Annotated in this window: 14 protein-coding genes (1 of these 14 cut by a window edge); 9 read left to right on the top strand and 5 right to left on the bottom strand. The window is 73.8% G+C overall.

Annotated features, from left to right (window positions below; translation table 11 throughout):
• The first annotated feature begins 11 nt into the window (after positions 1-11).
• The 3 genes from ACQP00_RS39445 (at position 12) to ACQP00_RS39435 (ending at position 2,103) form a co-directional block, all read left to right on the top strand.
• Positions 12-1,067, top strand: coding sequence for a MerR family transcriptional regulator (locus tag ACQP00_RS39445; RefSeq protein ID WP_433206384.1), 1,056 nt, complete (start codon positions 12-14; stop codon positions 1,065-1,067).
• Positions 1,064-1,489: a hypothetical protein gene (locus ACQP00_RS39440; protein WP_433206382.1), complete on the top strand. Its 426-nt coding sequence runs from the start codon at positions 1,064-1,066 to the stop codon at positions 1,487-1,489. The genes ACQP00_RS39445 and ACQP00_RS39440 overlap by 4 nt, the downstream gene beginning before the upstream one ends.
• Positions 1,490-1,689: 200 nt before the next feature.
• The gene (locus tag ACQP00_RS39435; RefSeq protein WP_433206379.1) at positions 1,690-2,103 is read left to right on the top strand and encodes a TrmH family RNA methyltransferase; all 414 of its coding nucleotides are present in this window, start codon (positions 1,690-1,692) and stop codon (positions 2,101-2,103) included.
• Positions 2,104-2,566: 463 nt separating this feature from the next.
• Here the strand turns inward: ACQP00_RS39435 and ACQP00_RS39430 are convergent, their stop codons facing one another.
• The 5 genes from ACQP00_RS39430 to ACQP00_RS39410 form a co-directional block, all read right to left on the bottom strand.
• Positions 2,567-3,436: an alpha/beta fold hydrolase gene (locus ACQP00_RS39430; RefSeq protein ID WP_433206376.1), complete on the bottom strand. Its 870-nt coding sequence runs from the start codon at positions 3,434-3,436 to the stop codon at positions 2,567-2,569.
• A 42-nt stretch (positions 3,437-3,478) separates the two neighbouring features.
• Positions 3,479-4,495, bottom strand: coding sequence for a zinc-binding dehydrogenase (locus ACQP00_RS39425; RefSeq protein ID WP_433206373.1), 1,017 nt, complete (start codon positions 4,493-4,495; stop codon positions 3,479-3,481).
• A 128-nt stretch (positions 4,496-4,623) separates the two neighbouring features.
• A complete protein-coding gene (locus ACQP00_RS39420) occupies positions 4,624-5,415 on the bottom strand; it encodes an ABC transporter ATP-binding protein (RefSeq protein WP_433206370.1) in 792 nt (263 codons plus the stop codon).
• On the bottom strand, positions 5,412-6,446 hold the full coding sequence (locus ACQP00_RS39415) for a FecCD family ABC transporter permease (RefSeq protein WP_433206367.1): 1,035 nt from the start codon (positions 6,444-6,446) through the stop codon (positions 5,412-5,414). Before ACQP00_RS39415 ends, ACQP00_RS39420 begins: the two co-directional genes overlap by 4 nt.
• The gene (locus tag ACQP00_RS39410) at positions 6,443-7,492 is read right to left on the bottom strand and encodes a FecCD family ABC transporter permease (protein ID WP_433206364.1); all 1,050 of its coding nucleotides are present in this window, start codon (positions 7,490-7,492) and stop codon (positions 6,443-6,445) included. The genes ACQP00_RS39415 and ACQP00_RS39410 overlap by 4 nt, the downstream gene beginning before the upstream one ends.
• Before the next feature lie 116 nt (positions 7,493-7,608).
• Here ACQP00_RS39410 and ACQP00_RS39405 point away from each other — a divergent pair, with 116 nt between their 5' ends.
• From ACQP00_RS39405 to ACQP00_RS39380, 6 genes are all read left to right on the top strand, one after another.
• Complete coding sequence (locus ACQP00_RS39405; RefSeq protein ID WP_433206361.1) at positions 7,609-8,634, top strand: iron-siderophore ABC transporter substrate-binding protein; 1,026 nt, start codon at positions 7,609-7,611, stop codon at positions 8,632-8,634.
• Positions 8,635-8,748: 114 nt separating this feature from the next.
• The gene (locus ACQP00_RS39400) at positions 8,749-9,207 is read left to right on the top strand and encodes a GNAT family N-acetyltransferase (protein WP_433206358.1); all 459 of its coding nucleotides are present in this window, start codon (positions 8,749-8,751) and stop codon (positions 9,205-9,207) included.
• Between the two features lie 73 nt (positions 9,208-9,280).
• Positions 9,281-9,511, top strand: coding sequence for a phosphopantetheine-binding protein (locus ACQP00_RS39395; RefSeq protein ID WP_433206355.1), 231 nt, complete (start codon positions 9,281-9,283; stop codon positions 9,509-9,511).
• Positions 9,508-10,998 (top strand): tryptophan 7-halogenase, encoded by a 1,491-nt coding sequence (locus ACQP00_RS39390; protein ID WP_433206352.1) that lies wholly within the window; start codon positions 9,508-9,510, stop codon positions 10,996-10,998. Before ACQP00_RS39395 ends, ACQP00_RS39390 begins: the two co-directional genes overlap by 4 nt.
• Positions 10,995-11,213, top strand: a complete 219-nt coding sequence (locus ACQP00_RS39385; protein WP_433206349.1) for an MbtH family protein — start codon at positions 10,995-10,997, stop codon at positions 11,211-11,213. The genes ACQP00_RS39390 and ACQP00_RS39385 overlap by 4 nt, the downstream gene beginning before the upstream one ends.
• Positions 11,214-11,302: 89 nt before the next feature.
• Positions 11,303-17,249 carry the start of an amino acid adenylation domain-containing protein gene (locus ACQP00_RS39380; RefSeq protein ID WP_433206346.1) on the top strand. 8,546 nt of this gene lie beyond the right edge of the window, so 5,947 of the gene's 14,493 nt are visible here — the first part of the coding sequence; its start codon is at positions 11,303-11,305; its stop codon lies beyond the right edge, outside the window.

Below are 17,249 nucleotides of genomic sequence, written 5' to 3'. Positions count from 1 at the left end.
GAACCTCCAGGATGGGTGGCGTGGGGGAACACATGAGCATCGGCGCCTTCGCGCGGGTCGCCGGCATCACACCGAGCGCGCTGCGGTTCTACGACGAGTGCGGCCTGGTCCGCCCGGCCGCCGTCGACCCCGCGACCGGCTACCGCTCCTACTCGACGGCCCAGCTCGACGAGGTCCTGCTGATCCGCCGGCTGCGCGAGGCCGGGCTGCCCCTGGTCGACGTACGCCGGGTCCTCGCCGGCCCACCCACGGACGCGTCGGCGCTGCTGACCCGCCACCTGGAGTCGATGGAACGCGCGGTGGCGGCCACCCGCGCGTTGCTGGACGGCTTCGCGACGCCGTCCGGTGTGGCCCTGCCGGGCCGCCTGCTGGCCGAGGCTGTCTCCCAGGTGGCTCCGGCCGCGGCGCGGGGCGGCGAGTTCCCGGTGCTGGGCGGGGTGCTGTTCGAGCTGGCCGAGGGGGAACTGCGGCTGGTGGCCACCGATCGGTACCGCCTGGCGATCCGCTCCCTCCCCATTTCCCAGCGCGTCTCGCCCGGCACGGCTGTCGTCTCGCCCGACGCGGCTGTCGTCTCGCCCGGCGCGGTCGGCACGGCTGTCGTCGACGTTGGTGCGTTGGAGGCGTTGTATTCCTGGCTGGCGGCTCAGGACACGGTGCGCCTGCTCGCCGCCGCCGACGAGCTGCGGATCGGCGATCGGAGCGTGGCCACGCTGCGGGATCCGTTTCCCGACTACCGGGTCATCCTCGACGGCCTGCCCGCCCCGATCGCCCAGGTGGTCGCCCCACGCGAGGCGTTCCTGGAGGCGCTGGGCACCGACCTCGACGCGCGGCTGGACCTGCTGCTCGACGGCAGCCTGCGGGTCGCGTCGACGGAGGTCCCGGCGGCCATCACGGGCGGTCCGGTGGCGATCAGCTTTCAGTGCTCCACGTTGTCCCCCGCGGTGGCCGCGGCGATCGGCCCCGACGTCCTGCTGCGGATCGCCGCCCCGGACCTCCCCGTCGTCGTGCACTCGGCCGACGACAGCGACTTCACGACCTTGATCATGCCCGTCAAAGGAGCCCGATGACCGACGACACCCTGACCCGCATCGGTACCGCCGTCGAGCGGGGACGTTCCGGCCACCGCGCAGAGGCGCGCGAGGCGCTGACGCTCATCTGGTCCACCCTGGCGGCCGACGACAACCTGCACCGGTGCGCGCTCGCGCACTACCTCGCCGACCTGCAGGACGACCCGGCCGCGGAGCTGGAGTGGGACGAGCGCGCGCTGGAAGCATCGACCGGCCTGCCCACGGCGCAGGCGGCGAGCTTCCTGCCGTCGCTGCACCTCAACCTCGCCGACGTCCACCGCCGCCTCGACCACCCTGCCCGCGCCCGCGAGCACCTGGCCCTGGCGCGGGCCCACGAGCAGCACCTGCCCGACGACGACTACGGGGCCATGATTCGGGGCGGAATTCGACACCTGGGTGACACCTTGGGGGAGGTATCGTGAGGGGGTTCTGAGTTCGAGGGTCGTCGAGTGGATCGTCGGCCAGGCCGTGTCGCCGTCGATGGCCTAGCGTGCGCCGAGAAGCACGCCCCTATGTGAGTACGACCGCCATCCGAGTGCGGACCCCGAAGGAAATCCGTTCCAACCGTCGCCCACGCCGGCACCGCTGCTGGGGCCACCTCCTCGCCGCGCCCCTGTGGCCCATGCACGGAGCCAACCTGGGCACCCTGTTGCGCACCTGCGACGCCGTGGGTGCGTGCCTGGTCGTCCCGCCTTGGCGCTGGGTCGACGAGGCCCTGGCAAGAGGCAACACCCTGCGCCACCCGACGTGCGTACACCGCGTCGCCAACCCCGTCCACTGGCTCACAACCGAACGCACAACCGGCAGCCGCATCCTCGGCGTCGAACTCGCCGACGAGGCCGTGCGCCTGGCCGACCTCCCACCCGCGCGCAACCGCACGGTGATGGTCCTGGGCCACGAGTCCACCGGCATCCCGCCGGAGGCCCTGGACCTGCTCGACGCCGCCGTGGAAATCCCCATGGTGGGCACGGGCCAGAGCTTGAACGTCGCCGTGGCCGGCTCGCTCGTCCTCTACAAACTGGCCGGCCTCCTCTAACCCAGCCACCCCACAACCAACCCCGACGCCGCCCGCCTGATCGCCGCAATCCAACGCCGCCGCTACCAAACCCACGCTGCCCGTCCGCCGTCGCAACCCGGCGCTGCCCGCCCGCCGTCGCAATTCCACGCCGCTCGCCCACCGTCGCAACCCCGCGCCGCCGTCATCAACCCCGCGCCGCCGTCACTGCCTCCGCGCCGCCGTCGCCACCCCCGCGCCGCCGTCATCTGCCATCGGGCGGCGTGATGCGGGCCGCCTTCGAGCCGCGTCGGGTGCGTTGCCGCGGTTCAGATTGGGCGGTCGTCGTCGCGCCGCGTCGGGTGCGTTGCTGCGGTTCGGGTCGGGTGGTCGTCGTCCCCCGCCGCGTCGGGTCGCAATTGTCGGCGTGCCGCGGCCCGGCGCGGCGCAAGCGGGTGGTGGGGGAACGGGTGGTGGGGAACGGTGGTGGGGAACGGGTGGTGGGTTAGGGGGTGGCCAGGACCTCGCGGAGTTTGGTGGCGAACTCTTCGGGCTTGCCGGCGTACCCGAACTCGCCGCCGATGAAGCCGCCGTGGTGGCTCGGGAACACCGTGGGCTGTTGATCCAGCAGGGCGGCCATGGCCTCCGCGGTGCGGGCCGTGTAGGTGCCGGCGGACTCCTCGCCCACCGCGATCACGATGCGGGTCGGGGCGGCCTTCAAGGCGGCCACGTCCGGGGTGTAGTCGCTGATGGGCCACGAGACCTTGGACAGCAGCGGGTCGTTGCGCGTGCCGTCGTCGTCGGAGGGCATGCCGAAGGCTGCGGGGTCGGGGGTGGGCTGGGCGAAGTACTCGTCGGTGAACTCGCCCTGCCACGATGTCATGACCAGGAAGGCGGCCATGCCGGCGCCCATCCCGCCGGACTCGTAGGCGTCGTTGAAGGCGGCCCGGGCCCGGTCCACCGCCTCGGCGTCCGGGAGGATGCGGTTCAGTGGGGGCTCGTGGGCGACCAGCGTGGCGATGTCGGCCGGGAACGCGCGGACCCATTCCAGGGCGGTCACCGCGCCGCCGCTGCTGGCGAAGACGTCGACCTGGCCGGTGGTCAAGGTCGTGACCAGGAGGTGCAGGTCCTGCGCCTGTTGCTCGGCGGTGTTGTCCGTCCGGCCGTCGGTGCGGGTGCTGCGGCCCAGGCCGCGTGGGTCATAAGTAATGACCGTGCGGTCCGGGAAGTTGGCGGCCAGGGACGTGAAGCCGTCGGCCGACATCGGCTGGCCGATCATGACCAGGGGGAGGCGGCCGTCGGCCGGGGGTAAGGGGCCGCGCACGTCGTAGGTGATGGTGGCGCCGGGTGCCTCTAGGGTGCGGGTCTCGGTCATGGCGCCCATCATGCCGTGACGGGAGCCTGCGCGCGGCCCTGATCAGGCGGAAGGCTCCACGATGACCTTCAGGCCGGCCCTCGCGTCGGCGGTGGCGAAGGCCTCGGCCACCTCGGTCAAGGGGTAGCGGTGGGTCACCAGCGACCGTACGTCCACGCGGCCGGCGTTCACCAGGGACATCGCCCGCGGGTAGACCTCCTTCATGCGGCGGACCATGGCGAACGTCAGGCCCTTGCGCCTGGCCGCGGCGGCCGGAAAGGAGGACCGGTCGGTGCTGGGGATGCCGCCGAGGACGACCCGGCCGCCCGGGCGTACCGATTCGATGGCGGACTCGATCGCGGCGTCGGTGCCGGCGATCTCGAAGGCCACGTCCACGCCCCGGCCCCTGGTGAACTCGGCCAGGCCCGGTGCGAAGTCGGGAGCCGTCGGGTCCAGGGCCTCGTCGGCTCCATGGTGGAGGGCGGCCGCGCGGCGGTGGGGCAGGGGGTCGGTGGCGAGGACCCGGGAGGCGCCCGCGGCTCGGGCGACCTGGATCAGCAGCAGGCCGATCGGGCCGGCGCCCAGGACCGCGACCTCGGCGCCCACGGCGAGGTGGCCCAGGTCGGCGGCGTGGATCGCGACACCCAGCGGTTCCAGCATGGCCCCGTCGGCGTCGGTGAGCGGGTCGGGGAGGGGGTGGAGGCGATCGGTCGGCCACGGGAGGTACCGCTGCAGCCCTCCGTCCTTGGAACCGTGGCCGGCGAAGACGATGTGGCGGCAGAGGTTGGGGTGGCCGAGCCCGCACAGGTCGCAGTGGTGGCACGGGACGGCCGGGTCGATGGCGACGCGGACCCCGTCCAGTTCGCCGCCGCGGACGATGCCGGCCATCTCGTGGCCGCCGACGATGGGGTGGGCGATTCGCGCGTCGCCGATGCCGCCCTCGGACCACCAGTGCAGGTCCGACCCGCACAGACCGACCGCCGTCACCTCCACGAGGCTCTCGCCGGGCCCGGGCTCGGGGGTGGGCTCTTCGGCCAGGCGGACGTCGCCGGCCGCGTGGAAGCGCGCGGTGAGGTTCACACCGCCACTTTAGGCAGCGGTACGACCAGTGGCGTACCCGTCGCCGGGTCGGGCACGACGAGTGCCTGCAGGCCGAAGACGGTCACGAGGAGCTCGGGGGTGAACCCCGTGGAAGCGCGCGGTGAGGTTCACACCGCCACTTTAGGCAGCGGTACGACCAGTGGCGTACCCGTCGCCGGGTCGGGCACGACGAGCGCCTGCAGGCCGAAGACGGTCGCGAGGAGCTCGGGGGTGAAGACGTCGGCGGGGCTGCCCTGGGCCACGATCCGGCCGTCGCGCATGGCGATCACGTGGTCGGCGTAGCGGGCGGCGAGGTTGAGGTCGTGCAGGACCATGACGATCGTGCGGCCGCGGTCGCGGTGCAGGCGGGCGACGAGGTCGAGGACGTCGATCTGGTGGGAGAGGTCGAGGTACGTCGTCGGCTCGTCCAGCAGCAGGATCTCGGTGCCCTGGGCGAGCGCCATGGACAGCCAGGCGCGCTGGCGCTGGCCGCCGGAGAGGGCGTCGACGGGGCGGTCGGCCAGGTCGCGCATGTCGGTCCACTCCAGGGCCTCGGTGACGATCGACTCGTCGCCGGCCGACCACTGGCGGAACCAGTTCTGGTGCGGGTGGCGGCCGCGCATGACGAGGTCGGCGACGGTCAGGCCGTCCGGGGCGACCGGGCTCTGCGGGAGCATGCCGATGATGCGGGCGACCTCGCGGGTAGGGATGCGCTCGATGCGCCGGCCGTCGAGGAGGACTTCGCCGGCCTGCGGGCGCAGGAGGCGGCCGAGCGCGCGCAGGAGGGTGGACTTGCCGCAGCCGTTGGGGCCGACGACCGCGGTGACGGCGCCGGTGGGCACGTCGAGGTCGAGGCCGTCGACGACGACGTGGTCGCCGTACGCGAGCCGCAGGCCGCGCGCCTGAAGCCTGGTGGTCATGCCGAGTTCCTCCGGTTCGTACGCACGAGCAGCCACAACAGGTACGGCGCGCCCACGATCGCGGTGACCAGGCCGACCGGCAGTTCGCGGCCGGGCAGCACGGTGCGGGCGACGAGATCGGCCCCGGCGACGAGCAGCGCGCCGAGGACGGCCGAGGTGAGCAGCGGGGGTCGCGAGCCGCGGCACAGGCGCAGCGCGACCTGGGGCACCACGAAGGCCACGAACTCGATCGGGCCGGCGGCGGACACAGCGGCCGCGGCCAGCGCGATCGCGGTGAGCACGACGGCGAGCCGGGCGAGCTGGAGCCGTACACCCAGGGAACGAGCGACGTCGTCGTCGAACTGGATCGCCCGCAGGGTGAAGCCGGTGGCGAGGGCGGCCGGCACGAGGAACGCGAGGGCGATCGCGAGCGGGCGGACCTGCTCCCACTCCACGCCCGCGACCGAGCCGTTGAGCCAGACGGTGGCCCGGTAGGCGTCGACGATCTCGGCCCGCACGAGGAACCACGACACGCCGCTCTGCACGATCTCGCCGACGCCGAGCCCGACCAGCACCAGGCGGTAGCCGTCGATGCCGCGGCGCCAGGCGAGCACGTAGACGAGGGCGGCCGCGAGGAGCCCGCCGGCCAGCGCGGCGAGGGGGACGCCGGCCACGCCGCCGCTGCCGCCGAGGACGATGAGCGCGACGGCGCCGAGGGAGGCGCCGCTGGTCACGCCGAGGACGTCCGGCGTGGCGAGGGGGTTGCGGGCGAAGGTCTGGGTCAGGGCACCGGACAGCCCGAGGGCGGCGCCGACGAGCAGGGCGCCGAGGATGCGCGGCAGGCGGAGGTCGAGGATGACCAACTGCTGTCCGGGTGTACCGCCGCCGAGCAGCACATCCACGACAGTCCCCGGTGGGATGGCGTAACTGCCCCGGCCGATCGCGAACACCGCGACGGTCAGGGCCGCGGCCAGGGCGACGAGCGCGACGGCGGCCGAGCGCAGGGGCAGCACCGCCGAGAAGAACCGGGTCCGCACGACGGTTCTGCTCACAGGCGCACGACTCCCTTGCGGCGGCGTACCAGGGCGATGAAGAAGGGCGCGCCCACGACGGCCAGCACGATGCCGGTCTGCAGCTCGCCGGGCGAGACGACCACGCGGCCGAGCACGTCGGCGACCAGCAGCAGCGCCGCGCCGGCGAGCGCGGAGCAGGGGACGAGCCAGCGGTGGTCGGGTCCGGTGAACGTGCGCGCGATGTGCGGGACGATGAGGCCCAGGAAGCCGATCGGGCCGCAGGCCGCCGTGGCCGCGCCGGCCAGCAGCACGATGGCCGCGACCCCGACCGCGCGGGCGGCGAGGACCCGCTGGCCGACCGCGCGGGCGACGTCCTCGCCGAGGCCGAGCACGTTCAGCGCGGGGGAGTTGACGACCGCGAGCAGCAGGCCGGCCGCGATGAACGGGGCGACCTGCGCGGCCACGTGGGCGTCGCGGCCGGACAGCGAGCCGACGACCCAGAACCGGAAGACGTTGAGGCTGGCGTTGTCGGCCAGCAGCATCGACTGCGTGCACGAGGCCAGCAGCGCGCTGATCGCCATGCCGGCCAGGGCCAGGGTGACCGGGGTCGGGCCGCCGCGCCGGCCGGCGGCGATCGCGAAGACCAGGACGCTGGCGAGCAGGGCGCCGGCGAAGGCGAACCAGATGTACCCGGCGAGGGTCAGCGCGCCGAGCTGGATGCCGATGACGACCGCGAACGAGGCGCCGGCCGAGATGCCGAGCAGGCCCGGATCGGCGAGCGGGTTGCGGGTGTGGCCCTGCATGAGCGCGCCGGCGGCACCCAGGGCGAGCCCGACGAGCACGCCGAGAATGGTGCGGGGCAGCCGCAGCTCGCGGATGATCGCCACCGCGTCGGGGGCCGCCGTCGCGGGGGAGACCAGGGCCCGCCACACTTCGACGGGGCTCAGCGTCTGGGCGCCGACGGCCAGGCTGAGCAGGACCGCGAGACCGGCCGCGCACGCCAGCACGAGCAGCGCCAGCGGACGGCTCGATCGGGTGGAGACGCGGTCGTTCACCTTCGGGACGACTACCGGCAAAATTGTCACCTCTATCGCTGAACCTCGAACGAAGGTTAGCCTTAACTCATATTGGGAGCTGTCTTGCCCTCGGCCGGATCGATCGCTTAGGTTAGCCTAACCTAACCCCGACTGTGAGGCCCGACATGACCTTTTCCCTGCGCCCCGCCCAGCGCTTCGCGGCGGCCGGCGTCGCTCTGATCGCCGGGCTCGCGCTGCTCAGCGCGTGCGGCGACGACTCCACGAGCGAGGGCGCTGCCCCGGCCGGTTCGGGCGCGCCCGCCGCCGCGAGCTACCCGGTGTCGCTGACCCACAAGCTGGGCACCGCCGAGGTCAAGGCGGAGCCGAAGCGGATCGTGGCCCTGTCCGACGCCGACCTGGACGCGCTGCTGGTGCTGGGCGTGCAGCCGGTCGGCATCGCCGAGTCCTCCGGCGAGGGTGGCGTCACGCCGTGGGCCAAGCCGAAGCTGAGCGGCGGCCCGACCGTGCTCACCGCGGGCGACACCGGCTTCGACATCGAGAAGATCGCGGCGCTCAACCCGGACCTGATCCTGGCCGGCGGCGACTACTACATCAAGGACGAGTACGACAAGCTCGCCAAGCTGGCGCCGACCACCGCGTTCGAGACCACGGGCCCGTTCGAGGACTCCTGGCAGACCACGCTGCGCCAGGTCGGCAAGGCGGTGGGCCGGTCGGCCGACGCCGAGAAGGTCATCACCGACGTCGAGGCCAAGGTCACCAAGGCCAAGTCGGACCACCCGGAGCTGGCCGGCAAGAAGTTCTCGCTGAGCCAGATGTGGGAGGCCGGCTCCATCGGCGTGCTGCGCTCCGACAAGGACGCCGGCGTGAAGATGCTCAACGACTTCGGCATGGTGCTGGCCCCGGGCGTCGCCGCCCTGCCGGGCGAGGACTTCGCGGTGCAGCTGAGCCTGGAGAAGACCCAGGTCCTGGACACCGACGTGGTGCTCGTCTACTACGCCGAGGACGGCCTCAAGCCCCAGCTCGAGGGCAACGCGCTGTTCACGGGGCTGACCGCGGTCAAGCGCGGGTCCTACGCGGCGCTGTCCGGCGCCCAGTTCTCCTCGCTGCGCACGCCGACGCCGCTGTCGGTGCAGTACATCATCGAGAACGTCCTGCCCACGATCTCGACCGCGGCCAAGGCGACCGGCTGAGTGTCGAGCCGAGAAGTGACGGCAGGCCTCGCCGCAGCGGTCGTTGCGGCGGGGCCTCCGCCCGCCCCGGTGCTCCGCGCGCCCTGGTCGTTGAGGCCCGCCGACGCCGGCCTCGTGAGCCGCTGGATGTGCGAGCCGCACGTCGAGGCCTTCTGGCACGCCGCCTGGCCGCCGTCGCGCTGGGCCGACGAGCTCGCCGGGCAGCTGGCGGGCGAGCACTCCCGGCCGTACGTCGTGGCGTACGAGGGCGAGCCACTGTCCTATCTGGAGGTCTACCGCACCCCGCGCGACGTGGTCGGCCGCCAGTACGACGCCGACCCCTACGACCTGGGCGTGCACCTCGCGATCGGGGACCTCGCGCAGACCGGGCGGGGGCTCGGCCGGGCCATGGTGCGCGCGGTCGCCGAGGGTCTGGCCATCGCCGACCCGCGCTGCCGGCGGGTGTTCGCCGACCCCGACGAGCGGCACGTGGTGGCCCGGCGGATGTTCGCGCGGGCCGGATTCCGCTCCATCGGAATCCATGACTTAGGCCACAAACGGGCTGAACTGCTCTTCCTTGATATATCCGCGTGAATGAACGCGAAGGCCGCTTTACTCACCCGAAACAATTAGGTTAGCCTTGCCTAACACGCTGGAAAGGCCACCCATGAACATCGAGCGGATGCGCACCGACGTCGCCGAGGCGCTCGCGGAAGTTGCCGACGAGCCCGCCGCGTTCGCCGACGACGACAACCTCATCGACCTCGGCCTCGACTCGATCCGGCTGATGAGCCTCGCGACCCGCTGGCGCGCCGCCGGCCTCGAGGCCGGATACCTGGACCTGGCGCTGGACCCGACGGTCGCCGCCTGGTCGAACCTGCTGGAGGAGAAGCGTTGAGCCCGATCATCGAGAACGCCGACGTCGTGGTCGTCGGCGGCGGACCCGGCGGATCGACCGCCGCCACGCTGCTCGCCAAGCGCGGCCACCGGGTGGTGCTGCTGGAGAAGGAGACCTTCCCGCGGTACCAGATCGGGGAATCCCTGCTCCCCTCGACCGTGCACGGCATCGGCCGGATGCTCGGCGTCACCGAGGAGCTCGAGCAGGCCGGCTTCACCGTCAAGCGCGGCGGCAGCTTCCGCTGGGGCACCAACCCGGTGCCGTGGAACTTCCTCTTCGCCGTGGCGCCCGAGCTGTCCGGCCCGACGTCGACCGCCTACCAGGTCGAGCGGATGAAGTTCGACGACATCCTGCTGCGCAACGCCCAGCGCAACGGCGTCGACGTGCGCGAGAACTGCCCCGTCACCGACGTCATGGCCGACGCGGAGCGGGTGCGCGGGGTGCGGTACACCGACGCCGAGGGCGCCGAGCACGAGATCCACGCGACGTTCGTGGTCGACGCCTCCGGCAACCGCAGCCGCGTCCACCAGCACGTCGGCGGCGAGCGGATCTACTCCGAGTTCTTCAAGAACATCGCGCTCTTCGGCTACTTCGAGGGCGGCAAGCGGCTGCCCGCGCCCGATTCCGGCAACATCCTGTGCGCCGCGTTCGACGAGGGCTGGATCTGGTACATCCCGCTGTCCGACACCCTCACCAGTGTCGGCGCCGTGATCTCCCGCGAGCACGCCAACCGCCTCCAGGGCGACCAGGAGCGGGCGCTGCGCGGGTTCATCGACCGCTGCGAGATCGTCAAGGACTTCCTGTCCGGCGCGACCCGGGTCACCGAGGGCGTCTACGGCGAGCTGCGCACGCGCAAGGACTACTCGTACACGAACAGCACCTTCCACCGCCCCGGCATGGTGCTGGTCGGCGACGCCGCGTGCTTCATCGACCCGGTGTTCTCCACCGGCGTGCACCTGGCCACCTACGCCGGCCTGCTCGCCGCCCGCTCGATCAACAGCGTGCTCGACGGCACCCTGCCCGAGGAGCGGGTGTTCGCCGAGTTCGAGGGGCGCTACCGCCGCGAGTACCGCGTCTTCTACGAGTTCCTCTCCGCGTTCTACGACATGCAGACCAACGAGGAGTCGTACTTCTGGAAGGCCCGCAAGGTCACCAACCTCGACGTCACCGACCTGGAGGCGTTCGTGACCCTGGTCGCCGGCGCGCACTCGGGGGAGCGGGCCCTGGTCAGCTCGTTCCAGTCGGCGTCCGACGATCTCGCGGGCGCGGTCGAGCGGACCGGCAGCATGCAGACCCCGTCCGGGGAGCGCATGCACCACCTCTTCGGCACCCCCGTGGTCCGCGAGGTGATGGCGGAGATGAACAACATCCAGGTCCGCGGCGTGCAGGGGGTGGCCGCGCACGAGCTGCCGCTGCTCGACGACGGCCTGGTCCCCTCGCCCGACGGCCTGTCCTGGGCGGCCGGCGTCAAGGAGGCAGCGCGATGACGAATCCCTTCGAGGACCCCGACGGCCGGTACTTCGTGCTGGTCAACGACGAACACCAGCACTCGCTCTGGCCGGTCTTCGCCGAGGTGCCGGCCGGCTGGCGAGTGGTCTTCGGCGAGGACGGGCGGGACGCCTGCCTGGACTTCGTCGAGCGGAACTGGACCGACATGCGCCCGGCCGGCCTCATCGCCGAGATGGCCGCGCGCGCCTCGTAACGCAATCCCGCCGCAACCCCGAAGGAACCACGCATCCCGCCGCATCGACCCGTGCGGTGGGCCCTGCGCTGCTCAAGGAGAGCCGCCACGTGATCGACCGTCTTGAACTCACCGGAGCACAGGCGGGCGTCTGGTACGCCCACCAGCTGGACCCCGGCCCCGCGTTCACGACGGCGGCCTGCGTGGACATCGCCGGCGACCTCGACCCGGTCGTCTTCGAGCGCGCGCTGCGGCTGGTCATCGGCGAGGCCGAGGCACTGCGGGTCCGGGTCGTCGACGGGCCGCGGCAGGAGATCGCCTCGCCCGAGTGGCGGCTCGAGGTCGTGGCGCCCGCCGACCCCGACGCGTTCATGCAGGCGGCGCTGGCCGAGCCGGTCGACCTGGAGCGCGGGCCGCTGTTCGCGCAGACGCTGATCCGGCGCGGGCCGGGGCAGTGGACGTGGTACCAGCGCTGCCACCACGTGGTGATGGACGCCTACACGTTCGCGCTCGTGGCCCAGCGGCTCGCCGCTGTCTACAGCGCCCTGGCCGCGGGCGAGGAGCCGGCGCCGTCGCCGTTCGGGCGGCTCGCCGACGTCGTGGCCGAGGACCTCGCCTATCGCGCGTCGGAGCGGTTCACCGCCGACCGCGCGTTCTGGCGCGAGCACCTGGCCGGCATCGAGGTGCCCGACCTCGCCGCGGGTTCCAGCCGTCCGAGCCCGACGTTCCTGCGCCACCGCGTCACCGTGGCGGCGGCGTCCGCGCGGGTCGAGGCGGTGCTGGCGGTGGTCGCCCTGTACGTCGCGCGGCTCACCGGCTCCGCCGAGGTGGTGCTGGGTCTGCCGATGATGGGGCGGCTCGGCTCGGTCGCGGCGAAGGTCCCCGTCAACGCGGTGAACGTGCTGCCGCTGCGGGTCGCCGTGTCCGCCGCCGACACCGTGTCCGGGCTGGTCAAGCGGGTGGCGGCGGAGATCCGGACGCTACGGCCCCATCAGCGGTACCGCGGCGAGGACATCCGGCGCGACCTGGGCCTCGTCGGCGGGGAACGGCGGCTGGTCGGGCCGTGGGTGAACATCAAGCCGTTCGGCGCGGTGCTGTCCTTCGCGGGCGCGCCGGGGACACCGCGCTACCTCTCCGCCGGGCCGGTCGACGACCTGTCGATCACCGTGGACGACCGGGGTGGCGACGTCATCGAGCTGGTCGTGGACGCGAATCCGGCGCGCTACACGGCGGCGCAGCTCGCCGCGCACACCGACCGGCTCGCCGCGCTGTTCACGGCGTTCGGGCAGGCCGCTCCCGACGTGTTCCTCGGCCGGCTGGGGCTGGCCGCGGCGCCGGCCGTCGACGACACCGGCCGTGAGCTGCCGCCGGCCGGCTTCGCTGCGCTCTGGCGCGGCGAGCCGGATGCGGTCGCGGTGATCGATCCGGCCGGAGCCGTTTCGTACGCCGACCTCACCGCCCGCGTGGAGCAGCTCGCGGCCGTGCTGCACGAGCGCGGTGGAACCAGCGGCCGCACCGTCGCCGTGTGCCTGCCGCGCACCGCCGACCTGCTGGTCACGCTGCTCGCGATCCAGCGCACCGGCGCCGCCTACCTGCCGCTCGACCCCGACTTCCCGGCCGACCGCCTGGCCTGGATGCTCGCGGACAGCGCCCCCGCCCTGCTCGTCACGTCCTCGGCCGTGCCCGCGCCGTCGACCACCGTCCCCGTGCTGAGCCTCGACGGCGGCATTCCGGCCGCGGCCGCGCCCTGCCCGCCGCTGGTGCACCGCGCGGACGACGCGGCGTACGTGCTCTACACGTCCGGCTCGACCGGGCGGCCCAAGGGTGTCGTGGTCACCCGCGAGAACCTGGTGAACTTCCTGCTCGCCATGCGCGAGGAGATCCCGCTCGCGGCGTCCGACCGGCTGGTCGCCGTGACCACGGTGAGCTTCGACATCAGCGGGCTGGAGCTGTTCCTGCCGCTGCTGTCCGGGGCGGCCGTCGTGCTCGCGGCCAAGGAGACCGTGCAGGACCCCGAGGCTCTGGCCGCGCTCGTGCGGCGGACCGGGGCGACCGTCGTGCAGGCCACCCCGACCCTGTGGCGGGCGCTGATCGAGGCCCCGGGCGGCGCCGCGGCCCTGTCCGGCCTGCGGGTCCTCGTCGGCGGCGAGGCGCTCCCGCCCGACCTGGCCGCCGCGCTGCGCAAGCACGCGGCCGAGGTGACCAACCTGTACGGCCCGACCGAGACCACGATCTGGTCGACCGCGTACCGGCTCACCGACGACACCGTGAGCGTCGGCCGGCCCATCTGGAACACCCGCGCCTACGTGCTCGACGCCGCCCTGCGCCCGGTGCCCGACGGATTCCCCGGCGAGCTGTACCTCGGCGGCGCCGGCGTGGCCCGCGGCTACCTGAACCGGCCGGGGCTGACCGCGGCCCGGTTCGTCGCCGACCCGTACGCGCCGGGCGAGCGCATGTACCGCACCGGCGACCTCGCCGTCCGCCGCCCCGACGGCACGTTCGACGTGCTCGGGCGGGTCGACCACCAGGTGAAGCTGCGCGGGTTCCGGATCGAACTGGGCGAGATCGAGGCCGTGCTGGCCGCCCAACCGGCCGTGCAGCGCGCGGTCGCCGTCATCCGCGAGGACCGGCCGGGCGACCGCCGCCTCGTCGCCTACGTCACGCCGTCCACAGTGGACCGCGCGGCCTTGCGCCGGACGGCCGCCGAGGCGCTGCCGGACTACATGGTGCCGTCGGCGGTCCTGGCCCTCGACACGCTGCCGACGACGCCCAACGGGAAACTCGACCGCAACGCCCTGCCGGCGCCGGAGTTGACGGCCGGAACCGTGGAAGCCGCCCGCACGCCGGAGGAGGAGCTGCTCGCCGGGATCTTCGCCGAGGTGCTCGGCGTCGAGGCGGTCGGGGTCCGGGACGACTTCTTCGCGCTCGGCGGGCATTCGCTGCTCGCCGCCCGGGTCGCCGCCCGCGTCCGCGCGGTGTTCGGGGTGGACCTCGCGCTGCGGGACGTGTTCGACGCGCCCACCGTGGCGGGGCTGGCCGCGCACCTCGCCGGGGCCGAGCGCCGGGTGGCGCGGCCGCCGATCCAGCCCGGTGTGGCCGTCGGGCAGGTGTTGTCGCCCGCGCAGCGGCGGCTCTGGTCGATCGAACGGGTCGACGGGCCCAGCGCCACCTACAACCTGCCCCTCGCGATCGACCTCGACGGGCCCCTCGACGTCGAGGCGCTCCGGGCCGCGTTGCGCGACCTCGTGGCCCGGCATGAGCCGCTGCGTACCGTGTTCCCCGAGCGCGACGGTGCGCCCGCACCCGAGCTGCGGGACGCGCCGGCCTTCACCGTCAGCTCCACAGTGGACATCGCGGCGGCGGTGCGGGTGCCGTTCGACATCACGCGGGAGACGCCGCTGCGGGCGACGCTGTTCACGGACGGGAGCGAGCGGCACACGCTGCTGCTCGTCGTGCACCACATCGCCGGGGACGAGTGGTCGCTCACGCCGATGCTCGACGACCTCGCCGTCGCGTATGCCGCCCGGAAGGACGGGCGGGCGCCGAGCTTCGTGCCGCTGCCCGTCCGGTACGCCGACTACGCCGTCTGGCAGGCCGCGCTGCCCGTCGAGGAGCATCTCACCTTCTGGCGCGAGGCCCTCGCGGGAGCGCCCGAGACGTTGCGGCTGCCCGCCGACCGGGCGCGGGCCGGGGAGATGTCGGTGGCCGGCGGCACCGTCGGGTTCGAGATTCCGGCCGGGCTGGAACAGCGGCTCCGCGCGCTGGCCCGGGCGCACGGGGTCACGCTGTTCATGACCGTCCAGGCCGCCGTCGCCGCGCTGCTGTCGCGGCTCGGAGCCGGGGACGACATTCCGCTCGGGACGCCCGTCGCCGGCCGGTCCGACGACGCGCTCGAGCGGCTCGCCGGGTTCTTCGTGAACACCGTCGTGCTGCGCACCGACGTGTCCGGCGACCCGAGCTTCGCCGAGCTGCTCGGCCGGGTCCGCGCCGCCGACCTGGCCGCGCTCGCGCATCAGGAGCTGCCCTTCGACCGGCTCGTCGAGGCGCTCAACCCGCACCGGTCGCTCGCGTACCATCCGCTGTTCTCGGTCATGGTGTCCTACCAGGCGCAACTGCCCGCCGTCGCCGGATTCCCCGGGCTGCGGGCCACGCCGCGGCTGGTGGACACCGGGACGGCCAAGTTCGACCTCACGTTCGACGTCGCCGAGCGCGAGGGGGGACTGGCGGGCAGCATCGAGTACCGGAGCGGGCTCTTCGACAAGGCGACCGTGGAAACCCTGGCGGCGCGGTTCGTGCGGCTGCTGGAGGCCGTCACGGCCGAGCCCGGGCGGGCCATCGGGGCGGTCGACCTGTTCGGGCCGGGCGAGCGGGCGACGCTCGAGGGAGAGCGGCGGGCCGTCGCGGCGCGGACGCTGCCCGAGCTGTTCGCCGCGCAGGTGGCCGCGCGTCCGGACGCGATCGCCGTGCAGGACGGGGCGGTCGCGCTGACCTATGCCGAGCTGGACGCGCGGTCGAACCGGCTCGCCCACGCGCTCGTCGCCGCCGGGGCCGCGCCCGAGCGGTTCGTCGGGGTGCGGCTGCCGCGCTCGGCCGACCTGATCGTGGCGCTGCTCGCGGTGGCCAAGTCCGGCGCCGGGTACCTGCCGCTCGACGTCAACCACCCCGCCGAGCGCATCGAGGCCCAGCTGCGCGACGCCGCGCCGGTCGCCGTCGTCACCGAGGTCCCCGCCGGCGGTGACCTAGCGGCGCCGGTGGTGGCGCTGCGGCCGGAGCACCCGGCGTACGTCATCTACACGTCCGGCTCGACCGGGCGGCCCAAGGGCGTCGTGGTCCCGCACGCCGGGCTCGCGGGCCTGGTCGAGAGCGTCCGCGCGGTCTTCGGGACCGGGCCGGGCACCCGCGCGGCGCAGTTCGTCGGGCCCGCCGTCGACGTGGCGTTCTCCGAGCTGGCGGCGTCGATCCTGGCCGGCGGCACGCTCGTCGTCGTGCCCGACGACGCGCGGCTCGGGCCGGCGCTCGGGGCCTTCGTGACCGCGCACCGGCTCACCCACGTCGACCTGCCGCCCGCGCTGCTCGCGACCCTGCCCGAGGACGCGCTGCCGGCCGGCGTCACGGTCACCATCGGCGGGGAGTCGACGCCGGCCGACGTGGTCGCGCGGTGGTCGCGCGGGCGCACCCTCATCAACGCGTACGGCCCGACGGAAACCACCGTCACCGCCACCACCTGGGTCGCCGAGGGCGGGCCAGTGCTGATCGGGCGGCCCGAGCTCAACCGCACCGCGTACGTGCTCGACGACCGGCTCCGCCCCGTCCCGCCCGGCGCCCCCGGCGAGCTGTACCTCGGCGGCGACGGGCTCGCCCGCGGCTACCTGGGCGCGCCCGGGCTGACCGCCGAGCGGTTCGTGGCCGACCCGTTCCGGCCCGGCGCCCGCATGTACCGCACCGGCGACCTCGTCCGCCGCACGCTCGACGACCGCCTGGAGTTCCTCGGCCGCACCGACGACCAGGTGCAGATCCGCGGCTTCCGGGTCGAGCCGGCCGAGATCGAGGCGGTGCTGACCGGCCATCCGCGGGTGTCCCAGGCCGTCGTGGTCCCGGTCGAGCGGCGCCTCGTCGCCTACGTGGTGGGCGAGGCCGACGGGCTGCGCGAGTGGGCGGCGGCGCGGTTGCCGGACCATCTGGTACCGGCGACGGTGGTTGCCCTTGCCGCGCTGCCCCTGAACGCGGCGGGCAAGGTCGACAAGCGCGCCCTGCCCGCGCCGGCCGAGGCGGGCCCGGCCGTCGAGCCCCGCACCCCTACCGAGGCCGTCCTGGCCGGGCTGTTCGCGGACCTGCTCGGCCGCCCGGTCGGGATCGACGACGGCTTCTTCGCCCTCGGCGGCGACAGCATCCTGTCCATCCAGCTCGTCTCCCGCGCCCGCGTGGCCGGCCTGCACATCGCGCCGCGCCAGGTGTTCGAGCACCAGAGCGTGGCCGCCCTCGCCCGCGTCGCCGCGCCGCTCACGTCGCGCGCCGCCGTCTCCGGGGCGGGCCCGGTGCCGGTGACCCCGATCATCG

The organism is Dactylosporangium sp. CS-047395 (assembly GCF_050942185.1).
Lineage (GTDB): Bacteria > Actinomycetota > Actinomycetes > Mycobacteriales > Micromonosporaceae > Dactylosporangium.
The sequence above is the reverse complement of the archived record's forward strand: the minus strand, read 5'-3'. Positions and strand labels throughout refer to the sequence as shown.

Coding starts and splice junctions, on each gene's coding strand:
- ACQP00_RS39445 (WP_433206384.1), top strand. CDS start 12: ATGGGTGGCGTGGGGGAACACATGAGCATCGGCGCCTTCGCGCGGGTC.
- ACQP00_RS39440 (WP_433206382.1), top strand. CDS start 1,064: ATGACCGACGACACCCTGACCCGCATCGGTACCGCCGTCGAGCGGGGA.
- ACQP00_RS39435 (WP_433206379.1), top strand. CDS start 1,690: ATGCACGGAGCCAACCTGGGCACCCTGTTGCGCACCTGCGACGCCGTG.
- ACQP00_RS39430 (WP_433206376.1), bottom strand. CDS start 3,436: ATGACCGAGACCCGCACCCTAGAGGCACCCGGCGCCACCATCACCTAC.
- ACQP00_RS39420 (WP_433206370.1), bottom strand. CDS start 5,415: ATGACCACCAGGCTTCAGGCGCGCGGCCTGCGGCTCGCGTACGGCGAC.
- ACQP00_RS39405 (WP_433206361.1), top strand. CDS start 7,609: ATGACCTTTTCCCTGCGCCCCGCCCAGCGCTTCGCGGCGGCCGGCGTC.
- ACQP00_RS39395 (WP_433206355.1), top strand. CDS start 9,281: ATGAACATCGAGCGGATGCGCACCGACGTCGCCGAGGCGCTCGCGGAA.
- ACQP00_RS39385 (WP_433206349.1), top strand. CDS start 10,995: ATGACGAATCCCTTCGAGGACCCCGACGGCCGGTACTTCGTGCTGGTC.